The organism is Streptomyces sp. SBT349 (assembly GCF_001083795.1).
Classification (GTDB): Bacteria; Actinomycetota; Actinomycetes; order Streptomycetales; family Streptomycetaceae; genus Streptomyces.
This window is the reverse complement of sequence record NZ_LAVK01000228.1, coordinates 1-12,555: the sequence shown is the minus strand read 5'-3', so window position 1 is coordinate 12,555 and position 12,555 is coordinate 1. Positions and strand designations below refer to the sequence as shown.

At 74.9% G+C, this 12,555-nt stretch carries 13 protein-coding genes; 7 read left to right on the top strand and 6 right to left on the bottom strand.

The genetic code is table 11. From position 1 onward, the window contains the following. Nucleotides 1–97: 97 nt before the first annotated feature. Nucleotides 98–916, bottom strand: a complete 819-nt coding sequence (locus ADY01_RS39290; protein WP_049577622.1) for a hypothetical protein — start codon at nucleotides 914–916, stop codon at nucleotides 98–100. Beyond that, nucleotides 913–1,464, bottom strand: a complete 552-nt coding sequence (locus ADY01_RS24215; protein WP_049577620.1) for an RNA polymerase sigma factor — start codon at nucleotides 1,462–1,464, stop codon at nucleotides 913–915. The genes ADY01_RS39290 and ADY01_RS24215 overlap by 4 nt, the downstream gene beginning before the upstream one ends. Before the next feature lie 145 nt (nucleotides 1,465–1,609). On the opposite strand from ADY01_RS24215, the gene ADY01_RS24210 reads away from it, so the two are divergent. Both ADY01_RS24210 and ADY01_RS24205 read left to right on the top strand, forming a co-directional pair. Further along, nucleotides 1,610–2,578 carry an aldo/keto reductase gene (locus ADY01_RS24210; RefSeq protein WP_049577619.1) on the top strand — a complete coding sequence of 323 codons (969 nt, stop codon included), beginning with the start codon at nucleotides 1,610–1,612 and terminating at the stop codon, nucleotides 2,576–2,578. Nucleotides 2,579–2,803: 225 nt separating this feature from the next. After that, nucleotides 2,804–3,724, top strand: a complete 921-nt coding sequence (locus tag ADY01_RS24205; protein WP_049577616.1) for a S1 family peptidase — start codon at nucleotides 2,804–2,806, stop codon at nucleotides 3,722–3,724. 146 nt (nucleotides 3,725–3,870) lie between these two features. On the opposite strand, the gene ADY01_RS24200 is transcribed toward ADY01_RS24205, so the two are convergent. Together ADY01_RS24200 and ADY01_RS24195 are read right to left on the bottom strand one after the other, a co-directional pair. Then, on the bottom strand, nucleotides 3,871–4,530 hold the full coding sequence (locus ADY01_RS24200) for a response regulator (RefSeq protein ID WP_049577612.1): 660 nt from the start codon (nucleotides 4,528–4,530) through the stop codon (nucleotides 3,871–3,873). Beyond that, complete coding sequence (locus ADY01_RS24195; protein ID WP_107081809.1) at nucleotides 4,527–5,846, bottom strand: sensor histidine kinase; 1,320 nt, start codon at nucleotides 5,844–5,846, stop codon at nucleotides 4,527–4,529. The genes ADY01_RS24200 and ADY01_RS24195 overlap by 4 nt, the downstream gene beginning before the upstream one ends. 147 nt (nucleotides 5,847–5,993) lie before the next feature. Here ADY01_RS24195 and ADY01_RS24190 point away from each other — a divergent pair, with 147 nt between their 5' ends. From ADY01_RS24190 to ADY01_RS24175, 4 genes are all read left to right on the top strand, one after another. Beyond that, on the top strand, nucleotides 5,994–6,905 hold the full coding sequence (locus ADY01_RS24190; RefSeq protein WP_049577610.1) for an SMP-30/gluconolactonase/LRE family protein: 912 nt from the start codon (nucleotides 5,994–5,996) through the stop codon (nucleotides 6,903–6,905). Nucleotides 6,906–6,958: 53 nt separating this feature from the next. Beyond that, entirely contained in the window at nucleotides 6,959–7,954 is a 996-nt protein-coding gene (locus tag ADY01_RS24185) for an SDR family NAD(P)-dependent oxidoreductase (protein ID WP_049577608.1), read from the top strand. A gap of 115 nt (nucleotides 7,955–8,069) precedes the next feature. After that, entirely contained in the window at nucleotides 8,070–8,579 is a 510-nt protein-coding gene (locus ADY01_RS24180; protein WP_049577605.1) for an ArsR/SmtB family transcription factor, read from the top strand. 33 nt (nucleotides 8,580–8,612) lie between these two features. Next, nucleotides 8,613–9,425: a M23 family metallopeptidase gene (locus ADY01_RS24175; protein WP_049577603.1), complete on the top strand. Its 813-nt coding sequence runs from the start codon at nucleotides 8,613–8,615 to the stop codon at nucleotides 9,423–9,425. Nucleotides 9,426–9,472: 47 nt separating this feature from the next. Here the strand turns inward: ADY01_RS24175 and ADY01_RS36370 are convergent, their stop codons facing one another. Beyond that, nucleotides 9,473–10,210: a VanZ family protein gene (locus ADY01_RS36370; protein WP_063784332.1), complete on the bottom strand. Its 738-nt coding sequence runs from the start codon at nucleotides 10,208–10,210 to the stop codon at nucleotides 9,473–9,475. A gap of 149 nt (nucleotides 10,211–10,359) precedes the next feature. Between ADY01_RS36370 and ADY01_RS24165 the strand changes: the two genes are divergently transcribed. Then, on the top strand, nucleotides 10,360–11,151 hold the full coding sequence (locus ADY01_RS24165) for a GNAT family N-acetyltransferase (RefSeq protein WP_049577600.1): 792 nt from the start codon (nucleotides 10,360–10,362) through the stop codon (nucleotides 11,149–11,151). Here ADY01_RS24165 and ADY01_RS24160 read toward each other — a convergent pair. Then, on the bottom strand, nucleotides 11,142–12,555 hold a 1,414-nt coding region (locus ADY01_RS24160), incomplete at its 5' end, for a CehA/McbA family metallohydrolase (RefSeq protein WP_234320382.1). The two genes, ADY01_RS24165 and ADY01_RS24160, sit on opposite strands and share 10 nt — an antisense overlap.

The following is a 12,555-nucleotide window of genomic DNA, read 5'->3' as shown; positions in this document are numbered from 1 at the left end:
GCCGGGGACCGGTGTGGGGCCTGGCCGAGGAGGAACAGCAGCGCGGGCACGGTCAGGGCGATGACCGCGGCGACGAGCGGCGGCGTGCGGCGGGCGTTCATCCGGCGGCCCCCGTCACGGCGAGGCCGATGCGCTGGGCGATGACGAGCACCGCCTCCGCGTCGTACGTCCTGCCGTCCGCGTGCAGGGGCGTGGCGACGGTGACCAGCCGCCGCGGATCGGCCAGCACCTCGACGCGGGCGAGCCCGGCCCCGGGCTTGCGCGTGTACCGGGCCGCCTCGCCGTCCGCCACCGCGAGGGGGTCGCAGACCTCGGAGTCCCCGGGGAAGGCCGTCGGGCAGGTCAGGGGCGGGAGCGGCGCCTCGGCGACCCGCACCGAGACCGTCCACAGCGCCTCGCCGTCGCGGTCGCGCACTGCCACCGTCCAGGTCCAGGTCGTCGCGGGGCCCGGCGTGGACGCCGACCGGGCCGGGTCGGGGCCCTTGGCGCGGGCGGTGACCGACGCGACATCGGCCCCGAGCCCGGCCGCGAACGCCCCCTCGATCCGCGCCCCCAGGGCGTCGGCGGTCTCCGCGTGGTCCTCGGCCGTCTCCGGCGGCACCAGGCCGGAGGGGCCCGGCCAGGGCGGGTCGTGGGCGGGCACCGCCGGGGCCGGGCCCGCGGCGCCGGGGAGCGAGGGCAGGGCGGTGGCGAGCGCCGCGACGAGAACGGTCACCGTGGTGGCGCCCAGCAGCGTGCGGCGGCGGGTGGCGCGGCGGCGCTCCGTGGCCACGATCTCGTCGACGTCCAGCCACAGCGGCGGCTCGTCCGCCGTGGCCGCGGCCAGCGCCTCCCGGACGCGGTCCGCCCCGGCCGTCTCCCGGGCCGTGTCCGCGGCCCTCTCCCCGGCCGTCCTCCCGTTCGTCTCCCCGCTCACGCGTCCCCACCCCTCGCCGTTCCGCAGGCGGAGAGCCCGGCGCCCGCGGTCCCGATCGCCGCGCGCATCGCGTCGAGGCCCCGCGCCGCCTGGCTCTTGACGTTGCCGGTCGAGCACCTGAGCGCGGCGGCGGTGTCGGCGACCGACAGGTCCTCGACATAGCGCAGCACCACGGTGGCCCGCTGGCGCGGCGGCAGCGCGAGCAGCGCGCGGTGCACCAGGCCGCTCACCTCCATGCGGTCCGCGACCTCCTCGGGCCCGGCCGACGCGTCGGGGGCGTCGGGCACCTCGGAGCAGCTGTTCTCGGCGCGGCGCCAGGGGCGGCGTCTCTCGTCCAGCCAGGTGCGCAGCAGCACGCGTCGCACATACGCGTCCAGTTCGCCGCGCCGTTCCAGGCGGGACCACGAGCGGTACATCTTGATCAAAGTGGTCTGCGCCAGGTCGTCGGCCAAGTGCCAGTCGCCGCACAGCAGATACGCGGTCCTGCGCAACGAGCGGGCCCGGTCGGCGGCGAACTCCCTGAATCGCCGCTCCTCTTCAAGGCGCATCCGGCCTCCCTTCACCCCGTCCACGGAGCGGCGGCGCGAAAGGTTGCATCGGAGGTCCCGGCGGCCCGACTTGACCTGGAGAGCTCTCCAACTGCCACCGTCATCGGTGACAGCCCGTGTCACACCCACAGGAGGAGAGTCCGCCATGCAGCGACGCCGTATCGGAGGCCCCGACGGGATCGAGGTCAGCGCCCTGTGCCTGGGTGCCCTGGCGCTCGGGACCTATGTCGACGAGAAGACCTCGTTCGCCATCCTCGACCGCTTCACCGAGGCGGGCGGCACGCTCGTCGACACCGCCAACAACTACTGCTTCTGGGAGCCGGGCCGCACCGGCGACGAGAACGAGACCACCATCGGCCGCTGGCTCGCCTCGCGCGGGGCCCGCGACCGGGTGCACATCGCCACCAAGGCCGGGGCCAGGCCCACCCGCCCCGGCGGCACCCTGGACGACGCCGAGGGCCTGTCGGCCTCCGTGCTCACCGACGCGATGCACGGCAGCCTGCGCCGCCTGGGCACGGACCGGGTGGACCTCTACTACACGCACATCGAGGACCGCTCGGTGCCGCTCGACGAGACGGTGGGCGCCCTCGACGGCCTGGTCCGCGAGGGGGCGACCCGGCTGCTGGGCGTCAGCAACCACGCCACCTGGCGCATCGAACGGGCCCGCTCCCTCGCCACCGCGGGCGGCCTCACCCCGTACACCTGCGTCCAGCAGCGGTACTCCTACCTCCAGCCGCGCTTCGACGTCGGCTTCCCCGAGGGGGGCCACACGCACGCCACGCCGGGGCTGCTCGACTATGTCGCCCACGAGGAGGACCTGACGCTGCTGGCCTACGCGACGCTGCTGTTCGGCGGCTACAGCCGCCCCGACAAGCCGCTGTCCGAGGCGTACGACCACCCGGGGACGCCCCGTCGCCTCGCCGCGCTGCGGGAGGTCGCGGCCGAGCTCGGCGCGTCGGTCAACCAGGTGGTGCTGGCCTGGCTGTCCGGGGCCACGCCCTCGGTGCTGCCGATCGTCGGCGTCAGCTCGGTCGCCCAACTGGACGAGGCGATCGCGGCGATGGACCTCACGCTGAGCGCCGAGCAGCGGGAGCGGCTGAACGCGGTCCACTGACGGCGGGGGGCCGCGGCCCCGGACGCGGGGGTTCCGAGTGACCGGCGGGGCCCCCGTTGCGTTCGCCGAGTGGCCGGTTCTCGTTCTTGGCAGGGGGCGGTGGAGATGGAAAGAATTCGTGCGGTTCTTGTTGTGGACATGCTGATCATGTGCGTGTCCCTCACGTTTCATGTGCCTCACGACAGACTCATCCACCGGATCGACGAATCCTCTGGGAGGACGCAAGTGAGAGTGAAGCGCACCAACCCCCGCGGGCGCGTGGCCCGTTCCTTACGGGCGGCGGCCGTGGTCACCGGCCTGGTGGCCGTGGCGGCGTTCCTGACGCCCGGCACGGCCCTGGCCGACGAGGCCGCGGCCTTCGGCACGGCCCAGCTGGAAGCGGCGGGAGAGGCCGTGGACGCCGCCGACGTCGGCGGCACCGCCTGGTCCGTCGACGAGAAGGCGGGCACGGTCCTCGTGCTGGCCGACGAGTCGGTCTCGGAGGCGGAGATCGCGGAGATCACCGCCTCCGCGGGCGACCTCGCGGGAGCCCTGAGCATCGAGCGGACCCCGGGCACGTTCGAGACGTACCTCCAGGGCGGGGACCCGATCTACGCCGACATCGGCTGGTCCTGCTCGCTCGGCTTCAACGTCCGCGCCGGGAGCACGTTCTACTTCCTCACCGCGGGCCACTGCACGGAGGACCCGTACGGCCCGACGCCGCCGTACCCGCTCTGGCACGACGGCTCGGCCTGGATCGGCTTCACCGCCGCGTCCAACTTCCCGGGCGACGACTTCGGCCTGGTGCAGTACGACCCGCAGCCGGCGTCGGTGCCCAGCTCGGTCTCGGGCGGCGGGGCCATCACCGGCTTCGGCAACCCGTTCGTGGGCCAGTCGGCCTGCCGCAGCGGCCTCACCACGGGCGTGCGCTGCGGAAGCGTCACCGGGCTGAACTGGACGGTCGACTACGGCGGCGGCGACGTCGTCTACGGCATGATCCAGACGAACATCTGCGCGGAGCCCGGCGACAGCGGCGGCCCGCTCTGGTCCGGCACCACGGGCCTGGGCCTCACCTCGGGCGGCAGCGGCAACTGCTCGGTCGGCGGCACCACGTTCTTCCAGCCGGTGGCCGAGGCCGCGGCCTACTACGGGGTGGGCATCCCCTGATCGCACGGCCCCTGATCGCTGGGCCCCTGATCGCACGGCCCTGACGGCCGGTTCCTCCGGTTGAGGGCCCGCCGTCCCGGCACCCCGCCCGTCCGCACCGGGCGGGGTGTCCGGCCGTCCGGCGCCCGTCGCGGGGCGCACGCGGGTCAGGAGGGGACGACCAGGCGGGCCTCGTAGGCGAAGATCGCCGCCTGGGTCCGGTCGCGCAGGTCGAGCTTCACCAGGATCCGGCTCACATGCGTCTTGATGGTGGACTCGGCGACCACCAGGCGCGCGGCGATCTCGGCGTTGGACAGGCCCTGGGCGATCAGCGCGAGCACCTCGGTCTCGCGCTCGGTCAGGTCGCCGACGCGCTCCCTCGCCGGGGCCTTCGGCCCCTCGCCGAACCGGGCGAACTCGGCGATCAGCCGCTTGGTCACCGTCGGCGCGAGCAGCGCCTCGCCCGCCGCCACCACCCGCACCCCCTCCGCCAGCTGCCGCGCGGAGGCGTCCTTCAGCAGGAAGCCCGACGCCCCGGCGCGCAGCGCCTGGTACACGTACTCGTCCAGGTCGAACGTCGTCAGCACCAGCACCTTCGTGCCGGGGTCCGCGGCCAGGATCGCCCGCGTGGCGTCGATGCCGTTCAGCCCCGGCATGCGGATGTCCATCAGCACGACGTCGGGCCCCAGTTCGGCGCTGCGGGACACCGCCTCGTGCCCGTCCACGGCCTCCCCCGCGACCTCGATGTCCGGCTGGGCGTTCAGCAGCACGGAGAAGCCCTCGCGGACCATCATCTGGTCGTCCACGATCAGCACCCTGATGGTCACGACGGCTCCTCGGCCGGCACCGGCAGGAACACGGCCGTCTCGTAGCCGCCGTCCGCCGTGGGCCCGGTCGTCATCTCCCCGTCCAGCATGGCGACGCGCTCGCGCATCCCGGTGATCCCGTGCCCCGCGCCGGGCGAGGGCCTCGCCTCGCCGCGCGGTGGCCCGTTGACCACCCGGAGCGCCAACCCGCCCAGCACGTAGGCCACTTCGACGCGGGCCGTCGCCCCGGGCGCGTGGCGCAGCGTGTTGCTCAGCGCCTCCTGCACGATCCGGTACGCCGACAGCTCGACGCCCTGGGGGAGGGGGCGGACCGCGCCCACCACCAGCTTCTCCACCGGGAGCCCCGCCTCGCGCACGTTGTCCAGCAGCCCGTCCAGGTCGGCCAGGGTGGGCTGCGGCGCGTCCGGCGCCTCGTAGTCCTCGGCCCGCACCACGCCGAGCACGCGGCGCAGTTCGGTCAGCGCGGCCACCGCGTTCTCCCGGATGGTCGCGAACGCCTGCGCCAGCTCGGGCGGCGGGTCGGACACCCGGTAGGGGGCGGCCTCGGCCTGGATGGCGACGACCGACATGTGGTGTGCCACCACGTCGTGGAGCTCGCGGGCGATGGTCGTGCGGTTCTCCAGCAGCGTGCGCTTCGAGCGCTCCCGCGCGGTGACCGCCGTCTGCGCCACGACCTCGCGCCGCGTGTCCAGCCAGCCGCGCACCAGCGCCGCGCTCAGCATCATGGGCAGCGAGAGGGAGGCCATCACCAGGGAGTTGTCATCCCCCCACCACGGCGGCGACGGCATGGCCCAGGAGACCAGCGCGGTGAGCACCCACATCTCACCGGCCACCCGCGGCCGTCCCCGTAGGGTGACCACCACCATCACCGCGATGTGCGTGGCCATGGCGCCGCCCAGCCACGGCCAGGTGCCCGACACGTCGAGGAACGCCACGACGACGAAGCCGAGCAGCGAGAGCCAGAACGCGCCCACCGGGCGGAAGATCACCAGCAGCATGGGAAGCCCGAAGCAGAGCACGCTGACCGGCATGTCGACGCCGTAGAAGCCGTCCATCGTGAGCGCGGTCACGACCATCGACAGCACCGCGCCCACGACGATCGCGACGTGCGGCAGCCAGCGCGCGTAGCGCCGCGCCTCGGCGGGCGTCCAGGCCAGCGGCGGCCAGTCGGGGGCCAGCGGCGGCAGCGGCCTGAAGGCGAACGCGCCGGTGATCAGGTCGCCGCGCAGGCCGCTGAACGCGGAGCGGACGATGCGTATCTCGGTCCGCAGCGCGGAGTGGTGCCCGGGTGCGGTCACGGTCTCGGTCTTGTCCACCCCTGCACGGTAGGCTCCCCCCGGCCCGCGGGTCGTCCCCTCCGAAGCGGATTCCCCGGGGTCCCCCTCAAGGAGGACGCGACGCGGACCGGGACGTACGCGGGACGTACGGACCGGGACGCGCGGACACGAACGAACGGAGCGGATGTGACGGACGGCGCAGGGGTGTACGAGGTCCTGGACGAGCGGTTCACCACCGGGCGCTGCCACCTGGGGGACGACCGTCTGGAGACGCTGGCCGGTGGCTGCCGCTGGGTCGAGGGCCCGCTGTACGTGCCGGCCGGGCGGTATCTGCTGTGGAGCGACATCCCCAACGACCGGCTGCTGCGCTGGGACGAGACGACGGGCGCGGTCGGCGTGTTCCGCTCGCCCGCCGGGTTCCCCAACGGCAACACCCTGGACCGCGAGGGCCGCCTGATCACCTGCGAGCAGGGCAACCGCCGCGTGACGCGGACCGAGCACGACGGGTCCCTCACCGTGCTGGCCGAGCGGTTCGGCGGGAAGCGGCTCAACAGCCCGAACGACGCGGCCGTGGCCCGCGACGGCTCGGTCTGGTTCTCCGACCCGGACTTCGGCATCGTCACCGACTACGAGGGGCACCGCGCCGAGGGCGAGATCGGCGCGTGCAACGTCTACCGCGTGGACCCGTCCGACGGCGAGGTCAGGCTCGTGGCCGACGGGTTCAGCGGGCCCAACGGGCTGGTCTTCTCCGCCGACGGGAGCCGCCTGTACGTCTCGGACAGCAGGGCCAACCACATCCGCGTCCTCGACGTGCGCGAGAACGGCACGCTGGGCGGTGACGGCGTCTTCGCCACCTGCTCCGAGGGGAACTTCGACAACATCCGCTTCGACGACGCGGGCCGCCTGTGGGCCGCCGCCATGGGCGGCGGCGTGCACTGCTACGACCCGGACGGCACGCTGCTCGGCCGCGTCCTGGTGCCCGAGGCGGTCGCCAACATCCGTTTCGGCGGCGCCCGGCGCAACCGCCTGTTCATCGCGGCCACGACCTCGGTCTACTCGCTGGTGATGAGCGTGACCGGCCCGCCGCCGCTGCCGTAGGCGCGCGCCGGCGCACTTGCCATCGAGTGCGCTCCAGTTCCTAGGCTCGCGGCATGACGACGACATCGCAGAAACCCCTCGACTCCGGCTTCGGCGCCCGGTCCACCGCGGACGACGTGCTGCGCGGCATCGACCTCACCGGCCGCCTCGCCCTGGTCACCGGCGGCTACTCGGGCATCGGCCTGGAGACGACCCGCTCGCTGGCCGCGGCCGGTGCCACGGTCCTCGTCCCGGCCCGGCGGCGCGCCACCGCCGAGGAGGCGCTCGCCGGGGTGGACGGCGTGGAGATCGACGCGCTGGACCTCGCCGACCTCGACAGCGTCGCCGCGTTCGCCGGCCGCTTCCTCGCCTCGGGCCGCACGATCGACATCCTGATCGCGAGCGCGGGGATCATGGCCTGCCCGGAGACCCGCGTCGGCCCCGGCTGGGAGGCGCAGTTCGCCACCAACCACCTCGGCCACTTCGCGCTGGTCAACCGGCTGTGGCCCGCGCTCGCCGACGGCGGCGCCCGGGTCGTGACCGTCTCCTCCGCCGGCCACCACCGTTCCCCCATCCGCTGGGACGACCCCCACTTCACCCGCGGCTACGACAAGTGGGAGGCGTACGGGCAGGCGAAGACGGCCAACGTGCTGTTCGCCGTCCGGCTGGACGCGCTCGGCCGCGACGCCGGGGTGCGGGCGTTCTCCCTGCACCCCGGCGGCATCCTGACCCCGCTCCAACGCCACCTCGATGTCCGGGAGATGGTCGACGCGGGCTGGATCGACGCGGACGGCACCCCGCTCAACCCCACGTTCAAGTCCACGCAGGAGGGGGCCGCGACCCAGGTCTGGGCCGCGACCTCCCCCCGGCTCGAAGGGCTCGGCGGCCTCTACTGCGAGGACTGCGACATCGCCTCCCTCGCCGGGGCCGACCCGCGCGACGAGGCGGCCGGGCGCGGCGGCGTGCAGCCGTACGCCATCGACCGGGACGAGGCGGCGCGGCTGTGGACGCTGTCGGCCGGGCTGACCGGCGTGGACGCGTTCGCGCCGGTCACGGGCGCGGAACGGTGACCACCGCGTCCGCGGAACGGTGACGACCGCGTCCCCCGTCCGCGCGTTCGGCCCGGGGCGATGCTCCCGGCCGGGAGGGGTTGCCAGGATTTACGTAATTACGTAGTCTGTGGGTATGGAGCTGGAAGAGCGCGTCGCCGAGATCGAGCGCCGCCTGGCGGCACTCGAGGAGGCGGGTGCCGGGCCGAGCCGGGCGGCCCCCGTGACGGAGCTGGAGCTCTGGGCCCTTCGGGCGCTGAAGGAGCAGCTGGCCGAGAGCGGGGAGGCGGACGGCGGGGTGCTGTTCACCGGCGCGGTCCGGCTGCCCACGGACGAGCGGTTCGAGTGGCAGTACGGACTGTCGGCGGAGGTGCTCCTCGACACGGCGTGGGAGGACGCCGCGGACTCGTTCGCCGCGCTCGGCCACGCGGTGCGGATGCGGCTGCTGCGGGAGATCCTCGGCGGCAGGCGCACGGCCGCGGAGCTGGCCGGGCTCGAAGGGCTCGGCACCACCGGCCAGATCTACCACCACCTGCGGCAGCTGACATCGGTCGGCTGGCTGCGCACCAGGGGCCGCGGCCGGTACGAGGTGCCGCCCGCACGGGTCGTCCCGCTGCTCGTGGCGCTGGCGGCGGCCCGCCCCTGACCCCCGACCTCGTCCAGGAAGCACGGGAGAGCCATGCACCCTCACCACCGGATCAAATCGCTCGCGCTCGCGAGCCGCTGCCTCATGGCGGCCTTCCTGGTCGTCCTCGTCGCCGGTTTCCTCGTGGACTTCTCCTCGTGGTGGGGCTGGATCCTGATCGGCGGCTCCCTGCTCACCAAGGCGGCGGCGCTCCTGATGGTCCGCCCCTCCGGGACGCCCCCGACGGTGGAGGTGGGCCCGCCGGTCGAGGGCCGCTGGTCGGCGCTCAACAGCCCCGCCGACAAGACCCCGAGCCATGGCACCCACGGCTACGGGCAGACCTTCGCGATCGACATCGTCGCCGAGCCGGAGGACGGCGCACGGCCCGCCTTCGGCTGGTGGCCGCCGGTCCGGCGGAGCGCGGCGTTCCCCGCGTTCGGCGCGCCGCTGCTCGCCGTCGCCGACGCGACGGTGGTGACCGCGACCGACCACCGGCGCGACCACCTCAGCAGGAACTCCTACCCGGCCCTGGCCTACCTCATCGCCGAGGGGATCGTCCGCGACGTGGCCGGCCCCGGCGGCGTCGTGGGGAACCATGTGGTGCTCGACCTCGGCGGCGGCGTCCACGCCCTCTACGCGCACCTGCGGCGCGGATCGCTCACCGTCCGCCCCGGCGACAGGGTCACCGAGGGCCAGCGCATAGCCCTCTGCGGGAACTCGGGGAACTCCTCGGAGCCCCACGTCCACTTCCAGCTGATGGACGGCCCCGACCCGGACACCGCCCGGGGCGTCCCCTTCTCCTGGCGCGGCATAGGCGTTCCCGCCAACCGCGAGGCGTTCTCGGCACCCGGGACCACGGTCGCCTGACGGGCCGGGGCCCCGGGCGGCTCCCGACGCGCCGCGGTGGCGGGGCGTCAGGCGCGGTGCCGCAGCCGGTGCCACGGACGCCGCCGCCCGGCCCCCGGCACCGTCGCGTCCCGGACGGCCCGGTCCGGGACCGCCGGGTCCCGGGCCGCGCCCGGAGCGGACCCGGCCGGGGGGCCGCCGATCCACCGGTGCCACCAGTGGTGGCGGCGCGGGTGCAGCGCCCGCCCCAGCCGGCGCCCGGCCGTGAGATAGCCGAGCAGCGCGCCCGTCACATTGAGGATGACGTCGTCGATGTCGAACGCCCGCCCCTCCACGATCCAGCCCTGCGCGATCTCCACCATCACCATCACCAGCGCGGTGAAGAGGGTCACCCGCAGCAGCCCGCGGATCCTCGGGAAGAGCACCGGCAGCAGGATGCCGAACGGCACGCCCAGCAGGACGTTGCCGCCGATCTGACGGATGGTGTCGCCCGTGTCGGGCTGGTCGAGATAGGCGTTGATGGAGGCGCCCGGCCGCAGGTTGGTGTGCACCAGGTCGGACGAGCCGGGCGAGGGCACCAGCGTGGCCCGCGCCAGGGCCACGGCGAAGGCCACCATGCAGACCAGGGCCAGCCCCGTGACCGCGGCCCGTGCCAGCATCGCGCGCCAGGTGCGGCGTTGCAGCACCGGCGTGCGGGGCGGCGCGGGCGGGCCGTCGCCCCCGTCGAACTCCGTGACGGGCCCGGGGGTGGACGTGGCGCGGGGCCTCGTCCGCCACGCCGGCCGGAACAACGCGACCCTCGCCATGGTGATCCCCTGTTCGCTCGGCGTCCGTTGCCGCGCGTGTACCCGCGACCCCGCGGGGCACGCACCGCCGCCCACGTCCGAGGCTCCCTCAGGACCGCGACCGGTCACCGGCGGTGTCGCCGTCCGGGCGGCGTGGCAGGATCCGGCCCATGTCACCTGATGCGCTGACCGTGCGGGCCCGTCGTGTGTGGGAGGAACTGGCGGGCGTTCCCGTCCGGTTCCGCCCTCCGTCCGCCGCCGGTCCCGAGGTGGTCGTCGCGCCGGGCTCCGGCTTCGCCCCGCCCGCCTGGACCGGCGTGGTGACCCTCGGCGGTGCCACGGTCGTCACCGTCCCGACCCCCGCCGCGGCGGCCCTGCTGCGGCGGGCGCTGGCCACTTGCCCCGTGGCCTCGCACACCGACGCCGTCGCCATGGCCGCGGCCCTGCCCGTGACCGCCGTTCTCGGCCCCGCCTCCCTCGCCTACCTGGACCCGGGCGACTTCGCGCCCGGCTCCTCCGGCGACGGCCCCGCCGACGCCGCCACGGCTCCGGTCGAACGGGTCGACCCCGGCCACCCGGACCTCCTCCGCCTGCTCGCGGAGGCGGATCCCGGCGACGCCGACGAGAGCGGCCTCGGCGAGATCACCTCGCCCGCGTTCGCCGTGCGCGAGGCCGCCACCGGCGCCCTCGTGGCCGCGGCCGGGTACGGCGCCTGGCCCGCCGCGACCGCGCACCTGTGCGTGCTGACCGCCCGCGACCTGCGGGGCCGCGGCCTCGCCCGCCGCGCGGCGGCCGGGGCCGTCGCGCACGCCCTGGACGCCGACCTGCTGCCGCAGTGGCGCGCGCGGCCACCGGCCTCGCGCCGGGTCGCACGCGCCCTCGGCTTCCGGGAGCTCGGCCATCAGCTGAGCCTGGAGCTTGGCCCTGCGGACGGCGGCTCACCCAGGAGCGTTCACGGCTGAAGCCACCAGGGGCTCGCGTAGGCGACGCCCCAGTCGTTGCAGGCGTGCCCCTCCGGCCCCGGCGTGCCGTTGGCCCGTGCGGGGTCGGAGACGCGCAGCACCACCCAGTCGCCGTCGGCCGCGTCCAGCGGAACGGTGAACTCGGTCACCCGCCCCGCCTGCGTCCCGATCACGTCCACCACCGCCGGCACCTCGGAACCCGGCCGGAGCACCTGGATGTTCAGCGGCTTGCCCAGCCACTCCGGCCCGCGGTCCAGGTCCACCGCGAACCGCACGTCACCGGCGGCCAGGGGCACCGTTCCGCCCATCCGCACGCCGTTCGCCGTCGCGTCCAGGCGCAGCCCCGAGACCCGCGTGGCGAAGAAGCGGCGGGCGCGCATCGCCTCGAACACGCCCTCGCGGGTGTTCTCGTTCACCCACAGGCCGCTGCGGCCCTTGCCCTCGGGGAAGCCCCAGTCGGTGCCGTGCTCGTCGGTCACCCCGCTCAGCCCGGTGCGCCAGCCCGCGTTCAGGCACGCGACCAGCGGCGAGGGCGCCCCGTCCGCCCAGCCCTCGAAGAGGTAGTCGTCGGTGCGGTTGAACATCTCCAGGCCGACCATCTGCTCCTGAACGGCGGGGGAGTGGTCGAAGCCGTCGAACCGCAGGACCTCCCGGCCGGGGTGGTTGAAGCTGGCGATGGCCCGACGGTCGCTCAGCCACGCGAAGAAGCTCCCCATCGAGGCCGCCCCCAGCAGGTCCACCCAGTCGTCCGTGAACCAGACGTTGGCGTGCCCGAGCAGCGGGTGCGACCACTCGAAGCCGCGGAGGGCGGTGTAACGGCCGGGGTCGTTCGCCGCGTCGGCCAGCTCGCCGGTGCGCGACCACTCGGACGAGCTCAGGCCCTCGACGGAGAACAGCGTGGCGTGGTCGGTGAGCGCGGCCACGTCCAGGCCCGCGTCGCGCATCGACGCGAACGCCAGGGCCGGATCGCCGTCGCCGTCCGACATGACGGTGTGGTTGTGCAGGTCCGCGTGGACCAGGCTGGTGGCCTGGAAGAGACGGGACGCCCGTGCCGCGCCGGTGCGCGAGGCCGGGGCCCGGGAGTCGGTCGCGGTCCTGGTGTGGGCCGCGGCGGCGGTGACGCCCGAGGCGGCGGCCAGCAGCAGGCCCCCCGCCGCGCCGAACAGGGCGCGGCGGCCGGGGCCCGCGGGGGAGGGGTGGGGGTGCGGATGCGCGTGGTCCGCGCTGAGTCTGCCCATGTCCGAGGAGTCCAGCAGCCCGTCGGGAACGCCGCGGTAACCCGCCGCTGCCCCCGGCTGAACAATTCCCGGCGCCGTACGGACGTTCCCCGGTACGGTCACGCCATGCGCCCACGGTCCCGGCACCACCGGCGACGCCCCCGCGGGGAACGGGCCGCCGCCGCCC